Genomic DNA, 23,538 nt, shown 5'->3' on the forward strand with positions numbered 1-23,538 from the left:
GGTACGCAGGAGGAACGCGAAAGTGGGCTGCCGGTCTCCCCTCCCCGGTGGGGACGGTGGAGACCGGCAGCCCGTGACGGCCCGGCCGACCCTCGGCGGCCTGCCGCCCTGCCGTTCCCGGCCGGGCCGGGCCGCCGCGGCCCTGCGGCGGCCCTGTGCGACCCGCCCCGGAGCGGAGGTCCGTGGGGTCAGGCCGGGAGGCCGATGGCGCGTTCGCCGCTGCGGTGCTGCTGGATGACGACGGCGACGACGAGCAGGGCGCCCTGGGCGACGTTCTGCCAGAAGGTGTTGATGCCCTGGACGGTGAGGCCGTTCTCCAGGGCGCCGAGCAGGGCGACGGCGAGCAGGGTGCCGCCGACGCCGCCCTTGCCGCCCTTGAGGGCGCAGCCGCCGAGTGCGGCGGCGGTGATGGCCTTGAGTTCGAGGCCCTCGCTGCCGGAGACCGGCTGTCCGCTTCCGGTGCGGGCGGTGAGCAGGACGCCGGCCACCGCGGCGACCACGCCGATCAGGGCGTAGACGGCGATCAGGTACTTGTTGATGTTGATGCCGGCGAGGCGGGCAGCGGTGTCGTTGCCGCCGATGGCGTAGAGGTTGCGGCCGACGTCGGTGTACTTGAGCAGCAGGTGGACGGCGACGGCGGTGAGGACGAGGAGCCAGACCATGACGGGGAGCCCGGCGATCTTGCCGCGGCCGAGGAAGACGAACACGTCGTCGTTGAGGACGTAGCCCTGGGCCCGTCCGTCGGACAGGAGCTGGGCGATGCCCTTGTAGGCGGCGAGGCCGGCCAGGGTGGCGATGGTGGGGTTGACCCGGCCGTAGACGATGACCGCGCCGTTGACGAGGCCGACCACCAGCCCGACGGCGAGGGCCGCGGCCATGCCGGCCAGCGGGTTGGAGCCGGTGCCGGTGAAGGCCATCGCGGAGACCACGGAGGCGATGCCCACCTGGGAGCCGACCGAGATGTCCAGGCCGCCGCAGATGATGACGACGGTCTGGACGACGGCCAGCAGGCCGGTGATGGTGGCGGCCTCGGCGATCACCTGGAGGTTGGTCAGGCTGAGGTAGTTGTCGTTCAGGACGCCGAACAGCGCCAGGACGACCACCAGGGCGCCGGCCAGGCTGAGGTTCTGCCCGTTGAGGCGGGTCCGGGCGCGCACGGTCGGGACGGGGACGGCGGTGGTGGTCACGGGGTGGCTCCTGGGGTGGGGGCGAGGTCGTCGGCCATGGCGAGGGCGAGGATCGCTTCCTCGGACGCCTCGGTGCGGTCGAGCTCCCCGGTGACGCGGCCGTTCTGCATGACCACGATCCGGTCGGCGAGGCCGAGGACTTCGGGCAGTTCGGAGGAGATGACGAGCAGGGCGACGCCCTCGGCGGCCAGGTCGGCGATGATGCGGTAGATCTCGGCCTTGGCGCCGATGTCGATGCCGCGGGTGGGTTCGTCCAGGATCAGCAGCTTGGGCTTGCGGGCCAGCCAGCGGGCCAGCACCACCTTCTGCTGGTTGCCGCCGGAGAGCTTGCGCACCTCGTGCTCGATCGAGGGGGTGCGCACCCGCAGCCGGTCGGTGTACTCCTGGGCCAGCGCCCGCTCGGCGCGGCGTCTGACGAACCGCCAGCGGCGCAGCCGGTCGAGGACCACCAGCGAGGTGTTGTCGCGGATCGAGCGGTGCAGCAGCAGGGCCTGGGCCTTGCGCTCCTCGGGGGCCAGCCCGAGCCCGGCCCGGATCGCCTCGCCCGGGCGGCCGGGGCGCAGCCGCACGCCGTCCACGGTGACGGTGCCCCGACGGATCGGCAGGTCACCGGCCAGGGCCAGGGCCAACTCGGAGCGGCCGGCGCCGATCAGCCCGGCCAGGCCGACCACCTCGCCCGCCCGGACCGTCAGGTCGACGTCGCGGACGTGGTCGGTGGTGACGCCGTCGACCTCCAGGACCACCCGGTCGGTGGCGGCGGACCCGCGGACGAACAGCGCGGACAGGTCCCGGCCGACCATCAGCCGCACCAGCTCGCCCTCGCTGGTGGCGGCGGCGTCCTGCACGCCGACCAGCTGACCGTCGCGCAGCACCGCGATCCGGTCCGCGAGTTGGAAGATCTCCTGCATCCGGTGCGAGACGTAGACGATCGCGATGCCCCGGTCGCGCAGCCGCCGGATCAGGGCGAACAGCGCGTCCACCTCGTGCTCGGAGAGGGAGGAGGTCGGCTCGTCGAAGGCGATCACCTTCGCCTCCCCGGTGACCGCCCGCATGATCTCCACCAACTGGCGCTGCGCCGGGGTGAGTTGAGAGCCGAGCAGGCCGGGGTCGAGCACGTCGGCGAAGCCGATCCGCGCCAGGTCGGCCCGCACCCGCCGGTGCAGTCCGGCCCGGTCCAGCAGTCGGCCGGCCCGCCGGGGCAGTGCGCCGGCGTAGACGTTCTCGGCGACCGAGACGTGCGGGATGATCTCCGGCTCCTGCGGGATGATCCGGATGCCGGCCGCCTTGGCCCGCTGCGGCGAGCCGAGCTCCAGCCGGACGCCGTCCAGGGCGACGTGGCCCTCGGTGGGCTGGTGGTCCCCGGTGAGGATCTTCAGCAGGGTCGACTTGCCGGCGCCGTTCTCGCCCATCAGGGCCGTGACCCGGCCGGCCGGGAAGTCCAGGGTCACGCCGCTCAGCGCCCGGACCGGGCCGAAGCGCTTGGTGACCCCCACGACGGAGGCGGCGGTGGGCGGCCGGGGCGCCGAGCCGGGTGGGCAGTGCGCTGCGGGCATGACGGATCACCTCGTTGGGGTGGTTCGGAGGGTGGCGGCCGCCTCCGGCCGGGCGGGGGGCCTCGCGGCCGGAGGCGGCGGTGGACCGGCCCCGGTCAGGGGGGTGGGGCCGGTCGGTCGGGGAGGCGCTCAGCCGCAGGACACGCCGGCGCCCTTCCAGCTGGCGGCGTCGACCATGGTGGTCGGGGCGAAGGCCTCGGCCGGGAAGGCCTTGCCGTTCCTGAGCTTGTCGACCATGGTCTGGACGGCGAGGGCGCCGACGTCCCTGCCGTTGATGAACAGCGCGGCCTTCATGCCTGAGGGCTTGCCGCCGCTCCACTCCTTGCAGGCCAGGTAGGCGCCGAGGCCGACGCCGATCACGTCCTCCGCCTTCACTCCGGCGTTGGCCAGCGCGGTGACGCCGCCCTGGACGTTCTCGTCGTTGCAGCCCCAGACCACCCAGTGCTTGACGCCCCGGTTGGCCGTGACGGTCGCGGCGATCTTGTCCTGGGCGCCGGTGGGGGTGTTGTCGGTGGCCACGTCGATGTTCTGCACTCCGGGAACGGCGGCGGCGAAGGCGTCCTTGGCCGCCTTCACCCGGTCGCCGCAGACCGTCACGTCCTGCTTCCAGGCCGAGACCGTACGGGTCTCGGCCGGGTTCCAGCCGGCCTTGGCGAACTCCTCGGCCGCGCGCTTGCCGACCTCGCCGCCCATCTGCTGCCCGGAGAAGCCGATCCGGGGGACGAGGTCCCCCTTGGGGCAGGCGGCCGGATCGGGGCCGGTGGCGCAGATCTGGTCGTCCGAGGTCAGCAGGGCGACCTTGGCGTCCTTGGCGAGCTGCACCACCTGGGGACCGACGGCCGGGTCCGGCACCACGACGATCACGCCGTTGCTCTTCTGGGCGACCGCGGACTGCACCTCGCTCACGGTCTTGTTGGCGTCACTGCCGAGGTTGACCACCTTGAGGTCGACGCCGAGCTCGGCCGCCTTGGCCTTGGCACCGGCCGCCTCCCCGACGAAGTACTCCTGGTCGCCCTGCTTCTGCAGGTAGGTGAGCGAGATCCGGCCGTCGACCGGCGCGACCGGGGCGTCGCCCCCGGAGACGGCCGACCGTCCGGTGGAGCAGGCGGTGGTGAGGCCCAGGGCGAGCAGCAGGCCGGCGGCGCAGGCGGCCCGGGTGGCACGGGTGGTGATCATGGGAACTCCTTGGAACGCGCGCCGGGGTCCGGGCACGCGGCAAGCGGGAGGGAGAGGCCACGGCGGGCCGGGGGCAGGCCCGGGGACGCGGGCGCCAGAACGGTGAAACCTCAGAACCGATCAGAATTCAACATGTTCGAACGAGGTGGAAGCAATGTGGCTCGGCACGCCGCCCCGCGTCAAGCCGGAGGGTCCACCGATACCCGCTCGTGACCTGGGCCACCCTGCCAACTGGCAAGTAACCAGAGCCCCTTGAAGGAGCGGCGGGGCCGACCGGCCCTCGGTGACCGGGGAGTTACGGGCCGGTTTCATCACGAAGGCGCATCGCGCCGTGAACGGGCCTTGACTGGCCCGCCGTCAGCGGTCAAGACTCATCCGCAGCTTCATGTTGGCGTAAACATCAGCCGCGAAGGGCACTACCGTGAGCACGTCGCACCCCCCGGCCCCGGCCGCACCGGACCGGCCGGCAGGCCGGTCCCGCAGAGCACCACGCAGCGCCCGGTCCGGCCACGGGTCCTACGGCTACCTGTTCTTCGCGCCGTTCCTGGTCGTCTTCGTGATCGGGATCGCGGCACCGCTCGCCTACGCCGCCTACCTCAGCCTGTTCCAGGACCGGCTGGTCGGCGGCAACGTCTTCGTCGGCCTCGACAACTACGTCCGCGCCTTCGGCGACGACCTGTTCCGGGCCGGCCTGTGGCGGGTCACCCTGTTCCTGCTGGTCCAGGTGCCCGTCATGCTGGTCCTGGCCCTGCTGGCCGCCCTGGCCGTCGACAGCGGTCGGCTGCGCTGGCCGGCCCTGTTCCGGGTCGGGATCTTCGTCCCGTACGCCGTCCCCGCCGTGGTGGCCTCGCTGATGTGGGGCTACCTGTACGGGGACCGGTTCGGCCTGGTCGGCCAGATCGGCGACGCGCTGCACACCGAGGTCCCGGACCTGCTCGGCGGCTCCTGGATGCTCGCCTCCATCGGGAACGTGGTGACCTGGGAGTACGTCGGCTACAACATGCTCATCCTGTACGCGGCGCTGCGCACCGTGCCGCACGAGCTGTACGAGGCCGCCGAGATGGACGGGGCGGGAGAGTTCCGCAAGGCCTGGAGCATCAAACTCCCCGCACTGAGGCCCGCGTTGGCGCTGGCCACGGTCTTCTCGATCATCGGGACCTTCCAGCTCTTCAACGAGCCCAACGTGCTCCAGTCGCTGGCCCCCGACGTGATCTCCACCAGCTACACGCCCAACATGTACGCCTTCAACCTGGCCTTCAACGGCCAGCAGTTCAACTACTCGGCGGCCGTCGCCGTGGTCCTGGGCGGGGTGACCGTGGTGGTCGCCTACGCCGTGCAGGCCCGGTCGATGCGGAAGGAACAGAGCCTGTGAGCGCCAACACGACCGTCCGCCGCCGCAGTCGCGGACACCGGCCGAGCACCGCGCTCACCCTGGCCATGGGCCTGATGCTGGTCTACGCCCTGCTGCCGCTGGTCTGGCTGCTGATGTCCGCCACCAAGGACTCCGGCTCGCTGGCCGGAAGCTTCGGTCTCTGGTTCGGCAAGGGCTTCCACCTCTTCGACAACATCGGCGAGGTGCTGACCCACGACGACGGCATCTACCTGCGCTGGTTCGCCAACACCCTGCTGTACGCGGTGGTCGGCGCGGGCGGGGCGGCCTTCATCTCCACCGCGGCCGGCTACGCCCTGGCCAAGTACCGCTTCCGCGGCCGGAACCTGCTGGCCGCCGTGGTGCTCGGCGCCGTCGCCATCCCCGGCACCGCGCTGGCCGTGCCCACCTACCTGCTGTTCAGCAAGGCCGGCATCGTCGACACCCCGTGGGCGGTCCTGCTGCCCTCGCTGGTCAGCCCGTTCGGGGTCTACCTGATGCGGGTCTACGCGATCGGCGCGGTACCGGACTCGATGCTGGAGGCCGCCCGCATCGACGGCTCCGGCGAGGTCCGCACCTTCTTCACCATCTCGCTGCGGCTGCTCGCCCCCGGCTTCGTCACGGTGCTGCTGTTCTCCCTGGTCGCGACCTGGAACAACTACTTCCTGCCGCTGATCGTGCTCAGCGACCCGCAGTGGTTCCCGCTGACCGTCGGGCTCAACCAGTGGAACGCGCTCGCCACCGGCGCGGCCGGCAGCGGCGCCACCACCACCGGCTTCTACCCCCTCGTCATCACCGGCAGCGTGCTGGCCGTCGTCCCGCTCGTCGTCGCCTTCCTCTTCCTCCAGCGCTTCTGGCAGTCCGGCCTCTCCGCCGGGAGCGTCAAGGAGTGACCACCCGTCAGCCCCCCTCATCCGTCCAGGCTCCCCCGCGATCCGGCAAGGAAGTCACGCCATGACCCGTACCACCCCCTCCCGCCGCAGACTGCTCGCCCTCGTCCCGGCCGCCGCGCTCGTCCTCGGCCTCACCGCCTGCGGCTCCTCCGGCTCCTCCGGCGGCTCCGGCGGCTCCGGCGGCGGCTCCGACCCGGCCAAGGCGCTGGACACCCCGACCACGCTGACCTTCTGGACCTGGGCGCCGAACCTCGACAAGACGGTCGCGCTGTTCGAGCAGAAGTACCCCAAGATCAAGATCAACCTGGTCAACGCGGGCCAGTCGGCCACCGAGTACACCAAGCTGCAGACCGCCATCAAGGCCGGCAGCGGCGGTCCGGACGTGGCCCAGATCGAGTACTTCGCGCTGCCCGAGTTCGCGATGTCCAAGCGGCTGGTCGACCTCAAGGAGTACGGCGCGGCCGGTCTGGAGTCCAAGTTCACCGCGTCCGCCTGGTCGCAGGTCGCGATCCACGACGGCGTCTACGCCGTCCCCCAGGACACCGGCCCGATGGCGATGTTCTACAACAAGAAGCTGCTCGACCAGCTCGGCATCGAACCGCCGAAGACCTGGGCCGAGTTCGAGGCCGCCGCGGTCAGGATCAAGGCCTCCGACCCCAAGCGCTTCATCGCCTCGATCGACCCGAGCGACGCCGGCGGCCTGGACAGCCTGCTCTGGCAGGCCGGCGGCCGGCCGTTCCAGCAGAAGGACGCCACCTCCGTCTCGGTGAACCTCCAGGACCCGGGCGCCAAGAAGGTCTCCGAGCTGTGGACCTCCCTGGTCGGCCGCAAGCTGGTGGACCCCGCGCCGGGCTGGACCAACGAGTGGTGGCAGTCCATGAACACCGGGCAGTACGCCATGTGGATCACCGGCGCCTGGGCGCCCGGCAACATCGCCTCCACCATCCCCGACACCGCCAAGGACTGGCGGGCCGCGCCGGTCCCGCAGTGGACCGCCGGGGAGGCCGTCTCCGCCGAGAACGGCGGCTCCGCCGTCGCGGTGCCCAGCACCAGCAAGAACAAGGCCGCCGCCGCGGCCTTCGCGATCTGGCTGAACTCCGACCCCGAGGCCACCCGCTCGCTCAACCGCAACGGCCTCTTCCCCGCCACCACCGAGTTGCTGAACGACCCGGCCTTCCTCGACCAGCCGCTGGACTCGCTCGGCGGGCAGAAGGCCAACCAGGTCTTCGCCGACTCCTCCTCCAAGGTCGGCAAGGGCTGGCAGTACCTGCCCTACCAGGTCTACGCCAACTCGGTCTTCAAGGACACCGTCGGCCAGACCTTCGGCACCGGGATCGACGCCGGCCTGGGCGCCTGGCAGAAGCGCATCGTCGAGTACGGCACCCAGCAGGGCTTCAAGGTCACCACGCCCTGACCATCCGTCAGGCCGGTGCGGGCGGGGCCACCGCCCGCCCGCACCGGCCCGCTCACCCCTCCCCCAGGAGCTCCAGCCCCATGCCCGTCCTGCAGATCACCGACGAGGGTTTCCGCCTCGACGACCAGCCCTTCCGGATCATCTCCGGCGGCCTGCACTACTTCCGCGTCCACCCGGAGCACTGGGCCGACCGCCTGCGCAAGGCCAGGCTGATGGGCCTCAACACGGTCGAGACCTACGTGCCGTGGAACCTCCACCAGCCGGGCCCCGGAGAACTGCGCACCGACGGCGGCCTGGACCTGTCGGCCTTCCTCGACCTGGCCGCCGCCGAAGGGCTGCACGTCCTGCTCCGCCCCGGCCCGTACATCTGCGCGGAGTGGGAGGGCGGCGGCCTGCCGTCCTGGCTGCTCGCCGACCCCGGCATCCTGCTGCGCAGCCAGGACCCGCGCTACCTGGCCGCGGTGGACGACTACTTCGAGCGCCTGCTCCCCCCGCTCCGCCGCCACCTCGCCACCAACGGCGGCCCGGTGATCGCGGTCCAGGTGGAGAACGAGTTCGGCGCGTACGACGACGACACCGCCCACCTCGCCCACCTGGCACGGCTGCTGCGCCGGTGCGGCGTCGACGTCCCGCTGTTCACCTGCGACCAGCCCGCCGACCTGGCCCGGGGCTCGCTGCCCGGAGTGCTGGCCACCGCCAACTTCGGCAGCCGCGCCGAGCAGGCCCTGGCGGCGCTGCGCGCCCACCAGCCGCGCGGGCCGCTGATGTGCACCGAGTTCTGGATCGGCTGGTTCGACCGCTGGGGCGGCCGCCACGTGGTGCGCGAACCCGCCCAGGCCGCACAGGAGTTGGACGCGCTGCTGGCCACCGGAGCCTCCGTCAACCTCTACATGTTCCACGGCGGCACCAGCTTCGGCTTCACCAACGGCGCCAACGACAAGCACACCTACCGCCCCACCGTCGGCTCCTACGACTACGACGCCCCGCTGGACGAGGCGGGCGACCCGACCGAGAAGTACCACCTGTTCCGCCAGGTCATCGCCAAGTACGCCCCCGTCCCGGCCGAACCTGCGCCCGACCCCGGCCCCAGGACCGCCGCCGGCCCCGTCCGGCTGGGCGAGAGCGCCCCGCTCTTCGCCAACCTGCCCTTCCTCGGCACCCCCGTCCTCACCGAACGGCCGCTCACCATGGAGCGGTTGGGCCAGGACTTCGGCTACGTCCTCTACCGGACCACGCTGCCGGCCGAGGGCGCCGTGCTGCTGGAGGTGGACGCGGTCCACGACCGGGCCCAGTTCTTCGTCGACGGCCAGCCGGTCGGCGTGCTGGCGCGCGAGGACCACGAGCGGGCCGTCGCCTTCGCCGTGCCCCGGCCCGGCGCGCTGCTGAGCGTCCTGGTGGAGAACCAGGGCCGGGTCAACTACGGCACCGGCCTGCACGACCGCAAGGGCCTGCCCGGCCGGGTCCTGCTGAACGGCACCGAACTCACCGGGTGGAGCAGCCTGCCGCTGCCCCTCACCGACCTCGGCGGGCTGGCCTTCACCGAGACCGTCACCGCACCGGTCGGCCCCACCTTCCACCGCGGCGTCCTCCACCTCGACACGGTGGCCGACACCTTCGTCCACCTCCCCGGCTGGACCAAGGGGAACGTCTGGGTCAACGGCTTCCACCTCGGCCGGCACTGGTCCCGCGGACCGCAGCGCTCGCTCTACCTGCCCGGCCCGGTGCTGCGCGAAGGGGCCAACGAGATCGTGGTGCTGGAGCTGCACGCGGCGCACCGGAGCCTCGCCGTGGAGCTGCGCGAGGCCCCGGACCTGGGCCCGACGGAGGAGTAGGGACCGCCCCCGCCCCGGCCACGCGTTGCCGGTCCCGGCCGGGGCGGGACACATGGGAGACACGACCTCGGAACCGGAACGGCGGCGCAGGCAGTCGGTGATCTTCGGCGGCCCGGCGCACCGTGCAGAAGAACTGGTCAGCGGCCGTACCCGAATGATCCCCGGCGTGTTCCCTGGGTATTGACAGGGCCCGGACGGGGCTCACAGACTCTCCTCACCACACCGTGTTAACGCGGACACGACGAAGATCCGTCGGAGCACCCGCACGGTACCCGGCGAGTCGGCCCATCGCCCGCCCCCTCGCGTGACAGCAGTGCCCACCCTCACCACGGCGCCCCCTCCGCCGGACCGCGCGCCCGTCACGCCCCGAAGCGAACAGCAAGAGGTACCCACCCATGTCTCTCAGAGCCAGCGGCATCCCCACCGTGTCCGCCGTCCTCACGGCCCTCCTCCTCTCCCTGCTGGGCGGTGTCGGCACCGCCCGGGCCGCGACCGTGACCATCACCAACGCGACGCAGTTCGCCGACACCGCCGGGAATCCGGTGCACGCCCACGGTGGTGGGGTGGTGAAGGTCGGTCAGTTCTACTACTGGTTCGGTGAGGACCGGAACGCCGACAACACCTTCCGCTACGTCTCGGCCTACCGCTCCACCGACCTCAAGACCTGGGAGTTCCGCAACCACGTCCTCACCCAGGCCACCGACCCCGAACTCGCCTCCGCCAACATCGAACGCCCCAAGGTGATGTACAACGCCGCCACCGGCACGTTCGTGATGTGGATGCACAAGGAGAACAGCCAGGACTACGGCGAGGCCCGCGCCGCCGTCGCCGTCTCCGACACCATCGACGGCGACTACACCTGGCACGGCAGCTTCCGCCCCCTCGGCGAGATGTCCCGCGACATCACCACCTTCGTCGACGACGACGGCACCGGCTACATGATCTCCGCCGCCAACGAGAACGCCGACCTCCACGTCTACCGCCTCACCCCCGACTACACCGCCGTCGACGCCCAGGTCCAGAAGCTCTGGCCGGGCAACTGGCGCGAGGCCCCCGCGATGTTCAAGCGCAACGGCGTGTACTTCCTGCTCACCTCCGGCGCCACCGGCTGGTCCCCCAACCAGCAGAAGTACGCCACCGCCACCAGCATCACCGGCTCCTGGAGCGGCCTGAAGGACATCGGCGACTCCACCACCTACCGCACCCAGACCGCCTACGTCCTCCCCGTCCAGGGCACCAACGGCACCGGCTACCTCTACCTGGGCGACCGCTGGGGCAACTCCATGGGCGCCATGGTGAACGACTCCCAGTACGTCTGGCTGCCGCTGAAGTTCCCCACCAGGACCACCATGACCATGGACTACTCGCCCCAGCTCACCGTCGACACCGCCACCGGCAGCGTGCGCGGCATGAATGTGATCTGGGAGAACCTGACGGCCCGTCACAGCGGCCGGTGCGCCAACGTCGCCGACTTCGACACCCGCGACGCGGCCCGGCTGGTGCAGTGGGGCTGCAGCCCGGAGATCAACGAGCAGTTCTGGTTCAAGAAGACCGGCAACGGCTACGTCCAGATCATGGCCCGGCACAGCGGCAAGTGCCTGGACGTGGCCGGCGCCTCCACGGCCGACGGCGCGCTCGTCGTGCAGAACCCCTGCGACGGCCGGCCCTCCCAGCAGTGGAAGGTCCGGGCCACCGACAGCGCCGCCCACGTCCAGCTCGCCGCCCGGCACAGCGGCAAGTGCCTGGACGTGACCAACCAGGCGACCACCGACGGCGCCCCGCTGGAGCAGTGGACCTGCGGCACCGGCACCAACCAGCACTGGAAGCGCACCACGGTCTGAGGCCCCGACCGTCGCGCCGCAGGGCCCCCGCTGTCCCCACCAGTGCGGACAGCGGGAGCCCTGCGGTGTCACCCGTCGTCAGAGCGCGCCGCTCCGGCCGGGGTCGAGAGAAGGGTGGCGGGCCGCGGCGTAGCCCGCGCCGCGGCCGGTCGCGTGGGCGGTGACCAGTCCGCCGCGGACCCGGATCGCGATCTCGGTGAGGTCGAGGTCGGCGTCGGGGTCGGCGCCGCCGGCCGGGAGGTGGTCGAGGGCGGCCGGGACGGCGCCGGCGGCGTCGAACACGACGCGGGCCCGCGGCAGCCGGTCGGCCGGGAACACCCGGCGCAGGCAGCCGACGAGGTCCACGATCCGGAGCCGGGCCAGCCGACCGGTCTCGGCGGGGTCGCCGGTGACGACGACCACGGTCACCTCGTCCTCCGGCCCGGCCGAGCGCAGCGCGTCCTCGGCCGCCGACAGGCGCCCCGCGCCCAGCACGACGACCACCCCGTCCTCACCGAGGTCGACCGGACGGCCGGTGATCTCGTCCCGCAGGCCGGCCGGCGGCGCCCACGGGGCCTCGGCCGGGCGCGCCGGGGTGACGTAGGGCAGGTGCGCCGGCTCCGGATCGTCGCCGAGGGCGATGGAGGCGAGGTGCTCGGCGGCGCGCGCCAGGTCGAAGGGGTCGCCGACGCCGGGGGCGTTCTCCGCGACGGCGGCCGCACCGTGCAGCAGGGTCAGGGCCAGCCCGGCACGCCGCACGGTCCCGGCGGGCGCCCCGGGGCGCGGCTCCAGCGCCAGCGCGAGCAGCAGCGCCTCGAAGCGCACGAGCTCCGCGAGCGCGGCCCGCGCCGGCTCGGTGCCCAGCACTCCGGAGAGCGAGCGCACCTGCAGGTGGCCGCTGCCGGGGGTGTCGCCGAGGAAGGGCAGCCGTTCGAGCCAGACCCGGGCGAAGGAGCCGAGCGCCTGCCCGGCGGAGGCGGGCGCCTCCGCCGGGGGTGCGGCGGCGTCCCGGGCCCGTTCGGCGTCGTCGACCAGCACCGCGAGGTAGAGCGTGCGCTTGCCGGTGAAGTTGGAGTAGACCGCTCCCCTGGTCAGCTCGGCCCGCTCGGCGATCCGGTCGATCTTGGCCTCGACGTAACCGAACTCGGCGAACTCCCGCCGGGCCGCGACCAGCACCGCCGCCCTGGTCCGCTCCTGCTGCTGCGCGCGGGTCAGTCTCGCCATCGTGTCCCCTTCCGGCTCCTGGCGTGTCATGATACAACCGGCATTCGGATGACGAGGACATCCGAATGCCGTGAACATGGGAGCAGGGGATGACGATGCCCACCGCCCGCGACACACCGCCGCACTCCCCCGAAGGAGCACCCACGATGACCCGGTCCGAGGCCCGCGCTCCGGACGCCGCCCTGCTGGTCCTGCACGCCCTGCGCTGCGCCGGATCCGTCGGCGTCGCCCGGCTCGGCGCGATCGCGGGGCTGGACGAGTCCGACGCCGAGTCCGAGCTCATCGACCTCGGGGTCGGCGGCCTGGTCACCCGGCTGTCCGGCGACCTGCCGGTGTGGAGCCTCACCGAGGCCGGGCGCGCGGCGGACGCCGAGCGGATCACCGGCGAGCTGGAGTCGGCCGGGGCCCGGGAGCGCGTGGCGGCCGCGTACGAGCGGTTCATGGTGCTCAACCCCGAGCTGCTCGACCTCTGCACGGCCTGGCAACTCCGGTCCGTCGACGGCGTCATGAGCGTCAACGAGCACGACGATCCCGGCTACGACTCCCGGGTGCTCGCCCGGTTCGCCGACCTGGACCGGCGCGCCGCCGCGGTCTGCGCCGAGCTGTCCGCCGCCCTGCCCCGGTTCGGCCGCTACCCGGTCCGCCTCGCCGACGCCCTCGGCCGCGCCGCCGCCGGGGAGTTGGCGTACGTGGCCGACAACACCGGCTCGTACCACGTCATCTGGGCGGAGCTGCACGAGGACCTGCTGGCGACGCTCGGGTTGGAGCGATGGTGACGAGGTGGATCCGCACGCTCTCCGCCCGGACGGAGGGCACGGCCGGGACCCTGGGCGGCAAGGCCGCCGGCCTCGTCCAGCTGCACCGCCTCGGCCTGCCGGTGCCGGAGGGGTTCGTCATCACCACGGAGGCCTGCCGCGCCTTCCTGCGGGACGGGCGCCTTCCCGACGGGCTCGACGCGGAGCTCGCGGCGGCCGTGGCCGACCTGGAACGCGCCACCGGGCGGGCCTTCGGGGGGCCGCAGAAGCCGCTGGCGGTCTCCGTCCGCTCCGGGGCCGGCGTCTCCATGCCCGGCATGATGGACACCGTCCTCAACCTCGGCCTCACCGTCGAAGGCACCGAGGGCCTGGCCGCCGAGACCGGCGACCGGCCGTTCGCGCAGGACGCCCGGCAGGGCTTCCTGCGCAGCTTCGCCGCCGCGACCGCGGGCGCGGCAGCAGCCGCCCCGGGCCGGCCCGTGCCGGACGACGCCGCCCGGCAGCTGACCCGGGCGGTCGAGGCCGTCTTCTCCTCCTGGGAGTCCCAACGTGCCCGCACCTACCGCGAGTTGAACGGCATCGCGGACGACCTGGGCACGGCCGTGGTGGTCCAGCGGATGGTCTTCGGCAACCGCGACGCCGCCAGCGGCAGCGGGGTCGCGTTCAGCCGCGACCCCAACACCGGCGAGGACGTCCCCTACGGCGAGGTCCTGTTCGGACGCCAGGGGGAGGAGGTCGTCTCGGGGACGGCGCTGACCCGGCCGCTGCGCGAACTCGCCGAACGGGAGCCGCAGGTGTGGAGCGGGCTGCTCGACGCCCTGCACCGGATCGAGGGGCACTACCGCGACGCCTGCTACGTCGAATTCACCTTCCAGTCGGGCGAGTTGTGGCTCCTCCAGGTCCGGCCCGGCCGGTTCGCGGGGGCCGCCGCGGTCCGGGTCGCCACCGAGCTCGTCGACCAGCGGCTGATCGGACGGGACGAGGCACTGCTCCGGGTCTCGCCGGTCCACCTCCGCCACGTCCGCACGCCGCGCATCGCCGCCGGGGAGGCCGAGGTCCTCGCCCGGGGGATCGGTGCCTGCCCCGGTGTCGCCACCGGCCGGATCGCGACCACCGCGGACGGCGCGGTCCGGATGGCCCGGACCGGCCCGGTCGTCCTGGTGCGCCCGGAGACCTCTCCGAGCGACATGCACGGCCTGGCCGCCGCCACCGGGATCGTCACCGCGCGCGGCGGTCCCGCCAGCCACGCCGCGGTCGTCGCCCGCGCGATGGGCAAGCCCGCCGTGGTGGGCGTGGCCGGCCTCACCCTCGACGGCGGGTCCGTGACGGCCGGCGGCCGCACCCTCCCCGAGGGCACGCCGGTCACCGTCGACGGCACCGGCGGCGAGGTGGCGCTCGGCAGCCCCCGCACCGTCACCGACGCCGCCGACGGACACCTCCACCGCCTGCTCGCCTGGGCCGACGAGGCCTCCGGCGACCACTCCGCCCGCGACGAGGCCCAGCGCCTCGCCGCGGCCCACACCGCCCTGCGCGGGCGCTGACGGGGGCGTCTCCCCCGACACCCCCTCACCGAACCGACAGGAGGACCACCATGCCCACTCGGCACGTCTACCTCGTCCGGCACGGGGCCGCCGATCCCTTCGGCACCCTGACCGACGTCGGGGAGCGGCAGTCGGAGCTGGTCGGGAAGCGGCTGGCCGGCCTGCCGATCGACGCGGTCCGGCACTCGCCGCTGCCCCGGGCGGTGCACTGCGCGCGGATCGTGGGCAGCTGCCTGCCGGACGCCGTCGTGCGCGAGGCACCGGAGCTGGTCGACCACGTCCCGCACGTCCCGGTCGACGTACCACCGCTGTGGGCGGCGTTCTTCGACGGCTACGGCGCCGAGGAGGCCGAGGAGGCGAGCCGCGCCGCCGACGCCCTGACCGCCAGGTTCGCGCGCCCCGCCGAGACCGAGACGCACGAGGTCCTGGTCACCCACGCCTACCAGGTGGCCTGGCTGGTCCGGGACGCGCTGGGCGCGCCGCCGGCGCGGTGGCTCGGGCTGAACTGCGGGAACGCGGCGCTCACCGTGATCGAGTACCGCGACGGCGACGCACCGACGGTCGTCCTCTACAACGACATGGGCCACCTCCCGGCCGAGCTGCGCTGGACGGGCTTCGGAGCCGGCACCCGCCCCTGAGCCCGCCGGGCCGGGCCGACCCCGCCCGCCGAAAGGCCCGAGAGCGTCATGGCCTCGCGGAATTCTCCAGGAGAGGGAACTCTCTCCCCACCTTCGCGGCGGCACGTCGAAGCCCCGCCGGGGAGGCCGCCCTTACGGGCCGCCCCCGTCCGACGGGGCTTCGACGTGTCCTGCCGCGGGAGGGCTCGTCACACCCCCGCGTCCCGCACCTTCCCAGGATGGTTCCGGCCGTGGAACCGCCCTCGATCAGGGCCGGCCGGGGTCCTGAGGACCTGTCAGAAGTGGATCATGTGCTGGAAGGAGTTCTCCGCGCTGCTGACCCGGAGGCCCTTGCGGGTGCCGTAGCCGAGGGAGACGTTCCAGTTGTACTCCTCGACGTCGAACGAACCGTCGGAGTAGACCGCGTTGACGTAGGCGACGTGGCCGTACTTCCCGTGGGTGTCGTTGACGGCGATGGCGCCGACGGTCGGGGTGGAGTTGACCGTGATGCCCTTGCTGCGGGCGGCGTCGTCCCAGTTCTCGGCGTTGCCCCAGATGGTGCCGCCGTAGGAGTTGGTGAAGTTCGGGACGCCGAGGCGGTCGGCGATGCGGAACGCGGCGAAGGCGGTGCAGTTGTTGGCCGCGAAGCCGCGGGTGCCGTGGTCGAAGTCGTTGGTCGGGCTCTCGTTGCCGCCGCCGTTGGCGCCGAGGAGCTGGTGGGAGGCCTCGTTGTTCTTCAGTGTGGCGTTGAGGTTGCCCTTGGCGCCGGAGGCGAAGTCCTGGCTGGCGCCGGCGTAGCCGCTGTTGAAGTAGACGCGGACGGTCTTGCCGGTGCGGTTCCACACCGAGGCGGCGTTGTTCTTGACGCAGACGCCCTGGCCGTTGCCGGCGCCCTTGAACTCGTAGCAGGACGGCTGGGTGGCGCCGTAGTCGCTGATGGAGCCCGCGAAGTCGGAGACCGAACCGCCCTGGTCGCTGTTGTAGTAGAGGCAGAACTCGCCGGAGTCGCAGACCCCGTCGCGGCCCGCGGCGGAGGCGGGGGTGCTGGCGACGAGCGGGACGGCCATGGCGAGCGCGGTGCCGGCGATGGCGAGCGTGGTGCGTATGTTCTTCAAGGTTCTTCTCTCTCCGTGATGTGTCGTCAACTGGTGCTCAGATGAAGCGGGGTGGAGCAGCGCGCCGTCAGTGGGTGCGCTGGTACTCCTCCCAGGTCTGGATGGCGACCCGCGGGCCGTCGTCGGCGCCGTGGTTGGCCAGGCCGTTGAGGCCGAGGTAGTAGTCACCGGTCTGGTTCTGGGCCTGGGTGGCCAGGTCGGTGTCGTTGATCGCGGCGGCGTGGATGTGCCACGGCCAGTTGCCCTGGCTGGGGCTGCGGACCCAGGCGGCGAAGCCGACCTGGCGCAGCGCCTTGGCGACGGCGGTGCGGGTGGCGCTCGTCATGCCGTCGACGTTGATGTCCACGACGCCACCGCCGTCGTGGGTGCCCGCCGAGGTGGGGTCGCCGCCGGGGTTGTAGGAGCCCTGGTCGAGCTTGATGTGGACGCCCGACAGGCGCTCGGCCTCGGTGAGCATGTTCTGGGTGCGGGTGTTGACGGTGTATCCGTCGCGCTTCAGCTTCGCCCCGACCCCGATCTGGCGAGTGAGGGTGAAGCGGCCCTGCCCGAGCGAGGTGAGCGAGGTGGTGCCGGGCAGCCCGTTGGCGTCCAGGCCGGTGAAGCCGAGCGAGCGCTGGTACGCGGCGTAGGCCGAGACGGTGGTGGTGCCGAAGTACCCGTCCACCCAACGGGCGTCGAGGAGGCCGCGGGCCTGCAGGGCCTGCTCGACCGCCAGGACCGAGTCGTGGGCACCCGGGGTCTGGGTGCTGTCGGCGCGGCGGGGGTCGATCTGGGCGGCCAGGACGGTGGCCTCCATGTTCACCACGGGCAGCGCGGTGGCGGCGGCGGCCGGCGCCTCGCCGGGGAGCGACGCGGTCGCGGCGTTGGCCTGGGCGGCACTCAGCACCAGGCCGCTGAGGACGGCGACGGCCGTGAGAAGTCGGGTGGCGGTCTTGCGGGTCTTGCTGGCGGACGCCATGGGGTGGTTCCTTCTGGTTCGGTGTCGGCAACGACGCTTGTGGGGGGCCGGTTCGGGGATCAGCAGCGGGTGTCGGTCTTGACCGCGACCTCACCCGAGTACGGGATCGGGCCGGTGCCGTTCCAGCCCAGGGCCTGGGTGCACTCGGAGAGGGTGTTGGCGCCGAAGGACCAGATCTCCACGTCGTTGTGGCCGCAGCGCGGGTCCTGGACGTGCGAGCCGCCGGTGACGATGGCCGCGCAGGCGTCCCAGCTGCTGTGGGAGTTGCGGTAGCCCTGCCACACGTACAGGTAGGAGTAGTTCTTGCCGCAGCCCTTGTACTGCTTGACCGAGGCGAAGGTCTCGCCGCCGACGTTGAGGTAGGCGGTGCTGCCGATCTGCGTGACGCTGGAGCAGCCGGACGGGGTGGAGGCCTGGGCGGTCCCGGGCACCGCGATGAGCGCCGGGACGGCGAGGGTGGCAACGGCGGCGATCTTGGCCAGAATGCGCATGGCGAAGCAACCTGCTTTCAGAAGAAGGGAGTTGAGGAGATGTCAGATGCCGCCGGAGCGCGTCGGGGCAGCCCGTCTCGCGGACGGGACTCACCCCTGGGACAGGGCGGAAGTGTGTGTGACGACGGCCGCGGCGCCGCGGCGTGGGCGCACCCGAGCGGCCGGCAGGGCCGTGGACTTGGCGCGCGGAGGTCCTACCCGGGGACGAGGCACCAGCCGCGCAGGGCCGGCGCGTCCCGGACGGCGCGTTCGCAGACGCGGCGCAGGCTGGCGGTAGCCGCGTCCGGAGTGGCCGCGATGATCGCGGCGGCGACGCGGTAGAGATTGAGGTCGACGCGGGCGCGGATGTGCTCCACGCGGTCCTCGCGTCGGCTGTGGACCCAGATCAGATCGGTGACGGCCGCTGCCGTCAGCTGCGGTGACGGTGGATCAGGGCCGATCAGGGTCACCGCGACCAGGTGCACCGGTCAACTCTGTGCGGGCGGCGCGGGGCGCGGGGCGTCCCAGTCGAAGCCCGTGGGGGACGCGATGCGCTGGACGTCCGAGTGGTCCGCGACGACCGTGCTCGCGGCGGCGGCGCCCAGGCCGACGGTGAACGCCACGACCACGGCGGTGCAGGCGATGCGTATCGAGTTCCCCATGACTGTTCTCTCCCGTTCGGTGACCGGCTGCCGTGCCGGTGGATGTCCTGCGGACCTCGCCCCGGTCTCCCGTCGCGCTCTCCGCCGCTGAGGAAGATCCTGCCGTCCGGCCAAGGCCCTGTCACCGCTCAAGGGCTGGCACCAAGTCTCCTGGCAACTAGGTGCAAGATCATTTGGAACCCGCCCCGCACCCACGAGGTCTGGACCACCGGACCGCTCTCACCGGTATCGCCACAACCCTCATCTGTGTACGCAAAACCACCCGGGGAGGCGGCTCCCCGGCCGCCCAAAGGCATTGCGCGGCCGCCTGCCGCGGACGGATGATGATCTTCGACATCGACAAGGGGGAACGATGCTGCAGGCACTCGGACTGAGCGCACCGACGGAGAACGTCTACCGGACCCTGCTGGCAGAACCGGACTGGGGAGTCGACCGGATCGCCGCCCACCTGAACCTGTCGGAGGCGGCGACGCGCGAAGCACTCGACGAGCTACTGGAACTGACGCTCCTTCGGCCCACGGCCGGCACCTCCACCCTGCGGGCCGTCAGCCCGGAGGTCGGACTGACCAGGCTGCTCGCCCACAACCAGAACCAACTCCTCTTCCGCCAGCAGCAGTTGGAGAGCACCCGGACCGCCATCGCGGCCCTCTCCGCCGAGTACATCGACCGACGGCCCGACGACGAGATGGTCCTGCGCCTGGATTCGCTCGAAGCCGTCCGCGACCGTCTGGAGGAGCTCGCGGCGACCGCGACGGTGGAGTGCCTGTCCCTGATGCGCGGCGGAGCCGTCGCCCCCGACTCCATCGAGGCCGGCAAGCACCCGAACCAGCTGGCACTGGAGCGCGGAGTGGTCATCCGCAGCATCTTCCAGGACAGCTTCCGCAACGACCCCGAAACCCTGCGCTACGCCCGGTGGTTGGCCGATCTGGGCGGACTGACGCGGACCGTTCCGCTGCTGCCGATCCGCCTGGTGATCGTCGACCGCAACACCGCCCTGATCCCGACCGACCCCAGCGACGGCCGCCGCGGCGCACTGGAGCTGCGCGGCGAGGCCCTCATCCAGCCCCTGTGCGCACTCTTCGACGAACTCTGGCGCAGCGGCGCCGACTTCGGCCAGCCCGCCCCCCGCGACGACCACGAGCTCACCGGCTCCGAACGCGCCCTGCTGCACCTGCTCGGCGAGGGCCACACGGACCAGTCCGCCAGCCGCAAGCTGGGCCTGTCCCTGCGGACCGTGCGCCGGATGATGCAGGACCTGATGAACCGCCTGGGCGCCGAGAGCCGCTTCCAGGCCGGCGCCGCGGCCGCCCGGAAGGACTGGCTGTGACGCCGATCCGGAGGCGCGGGGTCCGCCTCGGGGCGACAAATGTTCAACCTTCAACTACAGTCTGACTCGTCAGCCCCCCGGGGCCGTCCCGAGAAGGAGTAGTCATGGAGCAGTACGTGGCCGACAACGCCGAGAAGTCGCGCTTCGAGATCCACCAGGACGGTCAGCTGGCCGGCTTCGCCGAGTACCACCGCTCGGCCGGCGAGATCGCCTTCATCCACACCGAGATCGACCCCGCCTTCGAGGGCCGCGGACTGGCCGGACAGCTCGCCCGCCAGGCGCTGGACTCCGTACGCGAGGAGGGCCTCGCGGTGCTCCCCTACTGCCCGTTCATCCGCGGTTGGATCACCAAGCACCCCGAGTACGTCGACCTGGTGCCCACCTCGCACCGCGCCAGGTTCGGCTTCTGACCACCCCTCGCGTCCGCCGCGGCGGTCGGGCGTGGCGGCGTGACGGCGTGACGGTCAGTCGGTCACGGGGGCGAGCTGGAGGTAGTCGAGGTTCCAGGTCTGCGCGACGTCGGCCGGCAGGGCGATCCTGAGGACGTGGCGGCCGGCGGTCAGGCGCCGGGTGACGCCGCTGGGGCGCAGGGCCATCGCGTCGCCGGTGGTGCCGTGCACCGCCACCCGGGTGCTCTCGGGGCCGTCGTCGAAGGAGACGGTGTAGGCACCCGCCCGCGAGTTCGGGGAGGAGATCCGGGCCGCGAGCGCGTAGCTGCCGGCGGCGGGGACGTCGACCGCGTAGCGGAGCCACTCGCCGCCCCGCAGGTCGCAGACCCGGACGGCACCGTCCTCGCCGGCGAGGTCGACGCCCTCGCCGGGCCGCCGGGCCAGGCCGCCCCGGTTGGCGGGGTCCAGGTCGTGGTAGCCGGTGCCCTCGCCGGGGAGGAAGTCCTCGGCCTGCACCCGGACGCCGCCCTCGGGGGGCGGGTCGGCCGCGCCCGTGCGCAGCCAGCTCCTGAGGTGTTCCACGTCGTCGGTCTGGAGGACGCTCGCGCGGTGGTCGCGCACCAGCTTGCCCCAGCCGCGCCGGGGGTCGACCAGGGAGGCCTCGTCGGTCATCCGCGCCGCCGTCCCGGCCCACATGGCGTTGATCCAGATGCGGCTGTTCCGGGCGAGCTCGTCGAGGAAGGGCTTGCGGGCCACGGCGTCCGAGGTGCTGTCGAACTCGACCTCGTAGGCGACGGGTTGGGCGGTCCCGAACGCGGCGACGTCGGCCCGGTTGCGGTCGGTGATCTTGTGCATGTAGCCGGCCCCGGGGTGGGTGTCGAGGAAGGCCCTCACCTCGGAGACCGGGGCGTTGCTCTTGTAGAGGCCGTTGCGCACGGTGCCGGTCCGCGCCAGCACGTTCCAGATCGCCTGGCGGGACGGCCAGCCCTTGTCCAGGTTGATCAGGCCGCGGTCCCTGGCGAGGTTCATCACCTCTTCCAGGGTGGGTATTCGCTCCTCGGTCGGGGCCGCCCCGGAGCCTCCGAGGCCCTCCCGGAGGCGGAGCTTCCTGAGCTGGGCGAGCGTCAGGTCCGCCACCGCGCCCCGGCCGTCGGTGGTGCGGTCCACGGTGGTGTCGTGCATCAGCACGGGCACCTCGTCCTTGGTGAGCCGGACGTCGACCTCGGCGATGTCGGCGCCCAGGTCGAAGGCGGCCCGGATCGCGGGGAGCGAGTTCTCGGGGGCACGGCGCCACTGCCCGCGGTGGGCGGCCGTGAGGACCCTGGCGGCGGGGCCGTGGTCGAGCAGGTCGCGGTGGGCCCGGTCGGCCGCGGTGCCGGTGCCGAGGGCACCGGCGGGGTCGGGGCGCCGGTCCTTGGGCCCCGGCGGACCGACCGTCAGGGGGGAGGTCGCACGGAGGCCGCCGGAGTCGCGGTGGAGGCCCATCGACGGGGCTGCCGCGGCGAGTCCCAGGGCGAGGGTGAAGGTGAGCACCGCCCGGGCACCGCGGTGGAGGGCGAAGGACCGCACGACGGCGAGCGCGGGCACGCCCGCTCGGCCCCCGGCCGCCCGTCCACGCACCGCGCGCATTTCCCCGTCCACCCCGCCCGGACCCACCGCTCCCCTTCTGACCTGCACAGTTCCTGTCGACCGTGGGCACCTACGGCCCCGGCCCGTCGCCCCCGCCCGCGCAACACCCCGGCGCGACGACCCCCGACGGTGGCCGACCGCCCCACCGTACCCCGCCGATCACGACGGTCCGCACGGCCGTCCCGGTTCCACCGTGTCGACGGGTTGTCACACCGTCCGGCCGGCGCGGGCGGGCCCGGCGGGCCCGCCCCTCGACGGAGGCGCCTACAGGGCGGGCGGGAGCACCGCGTTGGCGAGGCGGAGCACGTACCGCATGTCGGCGCCCCGGGGGCTGGTCGGGTTGAAGGAGTAGACCAGGCGACGCTGCAGGTCACGGGTGGCGAAGGCGCCGCTGGTCCAGCCGGGGCGGGAGCCCGTCTTGCCCCAGAGGGTGACGCCGTTGAGCTCGGTGCGGACCAGGCCCTTGCTCATGCAGGCGCGCAGCTGGCCGGGGAGGCACTGCGGGTTGTCCACGTTGGGCACGTCGGGGACGGTGAAGAGCAGCTCCTGCTGGGCCGGGGGCAGCAGCCGGCCCTGGAAGAGCGCGGTGAGGAAGCGGTCCAGGTCGGGGGCGCTGGAGATCAGGCCGCCCTCGGCCCAGGGCCACGGGCTCTGCTCGGTGACGTCGAACTGCCGGGTGCTGCCGTCCGCCTGGGGGACCGTCAGGTAGGCGTGGGCGGCCGGGCGGGCCAGCCGGGGGTCGTTCCGGTCGGGGACGGCCGTGTCGCGCAGGTGCAGCGGCTGGATGATCCGGTGCTTGACCTCGTGGGCGTAGGAGCGGCCGGTGACCTTCTCGATCAGCAGGCCGGCGATGAAGGTGTTGAAGCCGTTGTACTGCTGGCCGGTGCCCGGCGCGAAGACCATCCGCTGGCCGGCCAGGGAGGCGACCACCTGCTGGGGCGTCCAGCTGTCGAAGCGGTGGTCGACGAACCAGGCGGAGGTGCCGTCGCCCCAGGCGCCGCTGGTGCCGTGCGGCAGGCCCGAGGTGTGGTCGAGAAGCTGACCGACCTTCACCGGCGGGAAGTCGGCGGGCAGCAGGCCCGGCAGGTACTGCTGGACGGTGCCGTCCAGGTCCAGCCGGTGTTCGGCGGCCAGTTGGAGCACCACGGTGGCGGTGAAGACCTTGGAGATCGACCCGATCCGGAACCGGCCCTCCGGGTCCGGCGCCTCCCCCGTCGCCTTGTCGCCGATGCCGGCCGAGGTGTCGAAGGTCCCCGCGCTGCCCGCGACGTGCACCAGCACGCCGTTGATGTCGGCGTTCGGGAAGCCGGTCACCGCCTGCCGAATCGCCGCCCGGTCGAGCGGCGGCAGGGCAGCTGCCGTGGCCGCGGCAGTGGCCGCGTCCGCAGCCCGGGAGGGGGACGGGGAGGCGGCCAGCGCCGACCCGCCCGTCCCCACGACCACGGCGGCCAGCATCGCCCCCGCGACCGCGAGATTGGCCCAACGTCGGCTGTTCACAACGGTGTTCACGCTTCGGTACTCCAGATTCGTCGTCACTCGCTTCGTTCGGGAACGAGTCTCGCCGAGCCGGGCCACGCTGCCATCCGGGGCCGACCCTGACCGCACCC

At 72.7% G+C, this 23,538-nt stretch carries 21 protein-coding genes; 10 read left to right on the forward strand and 11 right to left on the reverse strand.

Annotated features, from left to right (window positions below; all coding sequences use genetic code 11):
- Positions 1–188: 188 nt before the first annotated feature.
- The 3 genes from ACWEPF_RS29510 to ACWEPF_RS29520 all read right to left on the reverse strand — a co-directional run bounded on the left by ACWEPF_RS29510 (position 189) and on the right by ACWEPF_RS29520 (position 3,916).
- A complete protein-coding gene (locus ACWEPF_RS29510) occupies positions 189–1,187 on the reverse strand; it encodes an ABC transporter permease (RefSeq protein ID WP_452174936.1) in 999 nt (332 codons plus the stop codon).
- Positions 1,184–2,740 (reverse strand): sugar ABC transporter ATP-binding protein, encoded by a 1,557-nt coding sequence (locus tag ACWEPF_RS29515; protein WP_452174937.1) that lies wholly within the window; start codon positions 2,738–2,740, stop codon positions 1,184–1,186. Before ACWEPF_RS29515 ends, ACWEPF_RS29510 begins: the two co-directional genes overlap by 4 nt.
- 129 nt (positions 2,741–2,869) lie before the next feature.
- Positions 2,870–3,916 carry a substrate-binding domain-containing protein gene (locus tag ACWEPF_RS29520; RefSeq protein WP_452174938.1) on the reverse strand — a complete coding sequence of 349 codons (1,047 nt, stop codon included), beginning with the start codon at positions 3,914–3,916 and terminating at the stop codon, positions 2,870–2,872.
- A gap of 421 nt (positions 3,917–4,337) precedes the next feature.
- Between ACWEPF_RS29520 and ACWEPF_RS29525 the strand changes: the two genes are divergently transcribed.
- The 5 genes from ACWEPF_RS29525 (at position 4,338) to ACWEPF_RS29545 (ending at position 11,265) form a co-directional block, all read left to right on the forward strand.
- A complete protein-coding gene (locus tag ACWEPF_RS29525; protein ID WP_452174939.1) occupies positions 4,338–5,288 on the forward strand; it encodes a carbohydrate ABC transporter permease in 951 nt (316 codons plus the stop codon).
- Positions 5,285–6,178 (forward strand): carbohydrate ABC transporter permease, encoded by an 894-nt coding sequence (locus ACWEPF_RS29530; RefSeq protein WP_452174940.1) that lies wholly within the window; start codon positions 5,285–5,287, stop codon positions 6,176–6,178. Before ACWEPF_RS29525 ends, ACWEPF_RS29530 begins: the two co-directional genes overlap by 4 nt.
- Positions 6,179–6,239: 61 nt before the next feature.
- On the forward strand, positions 6,240–7,592 hold the full coding sequence (locus ACWEPF_RS29535) for an ABC transporter substrate-binding protein (protein WP_452174941.1): 1,353 nt from the start codon (positions 6,240–6,242) through the stop codon (positions 7,590–7,592).
- An 80-nt stretch (positions 7,593–7,672) separates the two neighbouring features.
- Positions 7,673–9,424: a glycoside hydrolase family 35 protein gene (locus tag ACWEPF_RS29540; protein WP_452174942.1), complete on the forward strand. Its 1,752-nt coding sequence runs from the start codon at positions 7,673–7,675 to the stop codon at positions 9,422–9,424.
- Between the two features lie 395 nt (positions 9,425–9,819).
- Positions 9,820–11,265, forward strand: a complete 1,446-nt coding sequence (locus tag ACWEPF_RS29545) for an RICIN domain-containing protein (protein WP_452174943.1) — start codon at positions 9,820–9,822, stop codon at positions 11,263–11,265.
- Between the two features lie 78 nt (positions 11,266–11,343).
- Here ACWEPF_RS29545 and ACWEPF_RS29550 read toward each other — a convergent pair whose 3' ends face one another.
- Complete coding sequence (locus ACWEPF_RS29550; protein WP_452174944.1) at positions 11,344–12,468, reverse strand: TetR family transcriptional regulator; 1,125 nt, start codon at positions 12,466–12,468, stop codon at positions 11,344–11,346.
- 146 nt (positions 12,469–12,614) lie between these two features.
- On the opposite strand from ACWEPF_RS29550, the gene ACWEPF_RS29555 reads away from it, so the two are divergent.
- From ACWEPF_RS29555 to ACWEPF_RS29565, 3 genes are read left to right on the forward strand one after another with little or no spacing between them, the layout of a single operon-like run.
- A complete protein-coding gene (locus ACWEPF_RS29555; protein WP_452174945.1) occupies positions 12,615–13,244 on the forward strand; it encodes a transcriptional regulator in 630 nt (209 codons plus the stop codon).
- Positions 13,238–14,764, forward strand: coding sequence for a pyruvate, phosphate dikinase (locus ACWEPF_RS29560; RefSeq protein ID WP_452174946.1), 1,527 nt, complete (start codon positions 13,238–13,240; stop codon positions 14,762–14,764). The genes ACWEPF_RS29555 and ACWEPF_RS29560 overlap by 7 nt, the downstream gene beginning before the upstream one ends.
- 50 nt (positions 14,765–14,814) lie before the next feature.
- Positions 14,815–15,402 (forward strand): histidine phosphatase family protein, encoded by a 588-nt coding sequence (locus ACWEPF_RS29565; RefSeq protein WP_452174947.1) that lies wholly within the window; start codon positions 14,815–14,817, stop codon positions 15,400–15,402.
- A gap of 275 nt (positions 15,403–15,677) precedes the next feature.
- On the opposite strand, the gene ACWEPF_RS29570 is transcribed toward ACWEPF_RS29565, so the two are convergent.
- From ACWEPF_RS29570 to ACWEPF_RS29590, 5 genes are all read right to left on the reverse strand, one after another.
- Positions 15,678–16,496, reverse strand: a complete 819-nt coding sequence (locus ACWEPF_RS29570) for a CHAP domain-containing protein (protein WP_345288397.1) — start codon at positions 16,494–16,496, stop codon at positions 15,678–15,680.
- Between the two features lie 67 nt (positions 16,497–16,563).
- Positions 16,564–17,454: a peptidoglycan-binding domain-containing protein gene (locus ACWEPF_RS29575; RefSeq protein ID WP_452174948.1), complete on the reverse strand. Its 891-nt coding sequence runs from the start codon at positions 17,452–17,454 to the stop codon at positions 16,564–16,566.
- Positions 17,455–17,513: 59 nt separating this feature from the next.
- A complete protein-coding gene (locus ACWEPF_RS29580) occupies positions 17,514–17,945 on the reverse strand; it encodes a hypothetical protein (RefSeq protein ID WP_452174949.1) in 432 nt (143 codons plus the stop codon).
- A gap of 194 nt (positions 17,946–18,139) precedes the next feature.
- Positions 18,140–18,409 carry a hypothetical protein gene (locus ACWEPF_RS29585; RefSeq protein ID WP_345288403.1) on the reverse strand — a complete coding sequence of 90 codons (270 nt, stop codon included), beginning with the start codon at positions 18,407–18,409 and terminating at the stop codon, positions 18,140–18,142.
- Between the two features lie 3 nt (positions 18,410–18,412).
- Complete coding sequence (locus tag ACWEPF_RS29590; RefSeq protein ID WP_449795653.1) at positions 18,413–18,586, reverse strand: hypothetical protein; 174 nt, start codon at positions 18,584–18,586, stop codon at positions 18,413–18,415.
- 352 nt (positions 18,587–18,938) lie between these two features.
- On the opposite strand from ACWEPF_RS29590, the gene ACWEPF_RS29595 reads away from it, so the two are divergent.
- Together ACWEPF_RS29595 and ACWEPF_RS29600 are read left to right on the forward strand one after the other, a co-directional pair.
- The gene (locus ACWEPF_RS29595; protein WP_452174950.1) at positions 18,939–19,913 is read left to right on the forward strand and encodes a LuxR C-terminal-related transcriptional regulator; all 975 of its coding nucleotides are present in this window, start codon (positions 18,939–18,941) and stop codon (positions 19,911–19,913) included.
- Between the two features lie 104 nt (positions 19,914–20,017).
- Positions 20,018–20,323, forward strand: coding sequence for a GNAT family N-acetyltransferase (locus ACWEPF_RS29600; protein WP_452174951.1), 306 nt, complete (start codon positions 20,018–20,020; stop codon positions 20,321–20,323).
- A gap of 54 nt (positions 20,324–20,377) precedes the next feature.
- On the opposite strand, the gene ACWEPF_RS29605 is transcribed toward ACWEPF_RS29600, so the two are convergent.
- Positions 20,378–21,931 carry a glycerophosphodiester phosphodiesterase family protein gene (locus ACWEPF_RS29605; protein WP_452174952.1) on the reverse strand — a complete coding sequence of 518 codons (1,554 nt, stop codon included), beginning with the start codon at positions 21,929–21,931 and terminating at the stop codon, positions 20,378–20,380.
- 264 nt (positions 21,932–22,195) lie between these two features.
- Positions 22,196–23,440: a serine hydrolase domain-containing protein gene (locus ACWEPF_RS29610; protein ID WP_452174953.1), complete on the reverse strand. Its 1,245-nt coding sequence runs from the start codon at positions 23,438–23,440 to the stop codon at positions 22,196–22,198.
- Between the last annotated feature and the right edge of the window lie 98 nt (positions 23,441–23,538).

It is taken from the genome of Kitasatospora sp. NPDC004289 (genome assembly GCF_053602875.1).

Coding starts and splice junctions, on each gene's coding strand:
- ACWEPF_RS29515 (WP_452174937.1), bottom strand. CDS start 2,740: ATGCCCGCAGCGCACTGCCCACCCGGCTCGGCGCCCCGGCCGCCCACC.
- ACWEPF_RS29520 (WP_452174938.1), bottom strand. CDS start 3,916: ATGATCACCACCCGTGCCACCCGGGCCGCCTGCGCCGCCGGCCTGCTG.
- ACWEPF_RS29535 (WP_452174941.1), top strand. CDS start 6,240: ATGACCCGTACCACCCCCTCCCGCCGCAGACTGCTCGCCCTCGTCCCG.
- ACWEPF_RS29540 (WP_452174942.1), top strand. CDS start 7,673: ATGCCCGTCCTGCAGATCACCGACGAGGGTTTCCGCCTCGACGACCAG.
- ACWEPF_RS29545 (WP_452174943.1), top strand. CDS start 9,820: ATGTCTCTCAGAGCCAGCGGCATCCCCACCGTGTCCGCCGTCCTCACG.
- ACWEPF_RS29550 (WP_452174944.1), bottom strand. CDS start 12,468: ATGGCGAGACTGACCCGCGCGCAGCAGCAGGAGCGGACCAGGGCGGCG.
- ACWEPF_RS29555 (WP_452174945.1), top strand. CDS start 12,615: ATGACCCGGTCCGAGGCCCGCGCTCCGGACGCCGCCCTGCTGGTCCTG.
- ACWEPF_RS29560 (WP_452174946.1), top strand. CDS start 13,238: ATGGTGACGAGGTGGATCCGCACGCTCTCCGCCCGGACGGAGGGCACG.
- ACWEPF_RS29565 (WP_452174947.1), top strand. CDS start 14,815: ATGCCCACTCGGCACGTCTACCTCGTCCGGCACGGGGCCGCCGATCCC.
- ACWEPF_RS29575 (WP_452174948.1), bottom strand. CDS start 17,454: ATGGCGTCCGCCAGCAAGACCCGCAAGACCGCCACCCGACTTCTCACG.
- ACWEPF_RS29580 (WP_452174949.1), bottom strand. CDS start 17,945: ATGCGCATTCTGGCCAAGATCGCCGCCGTTGCCACCCTCGCCGTCCCG.
- ACWEPF_RS29590 (WP_449795653.1), bottom strand. CDS start 18,586: ATGGGGAACTCGATACGCATCGCCTGCACCGCCGTGGTCGTGGCGTTC.
- ACWEPF_RS29595 (WP_452174950.1), top strand. CDS start 18,939: ATGCTGCAGGCACTCGGACTGAGCGCACCGACGGAGAACGTCTACCGG.
- ACWEPF_RS29600 (WP_452174951.1), top strand. CDS start 20,018: ATGGAGCAGTACGTGGCCGACAACGCCGAGAAGTCGCGCTTCGAGATC.
- ACWEPF_RS29605 (WP_452174952.1), bottom strand. CDS start 21,931: ATGCGCGCGGTGCGTGGACGGGCGGCCGGGGGCCGAGCGGGCGTGCCC.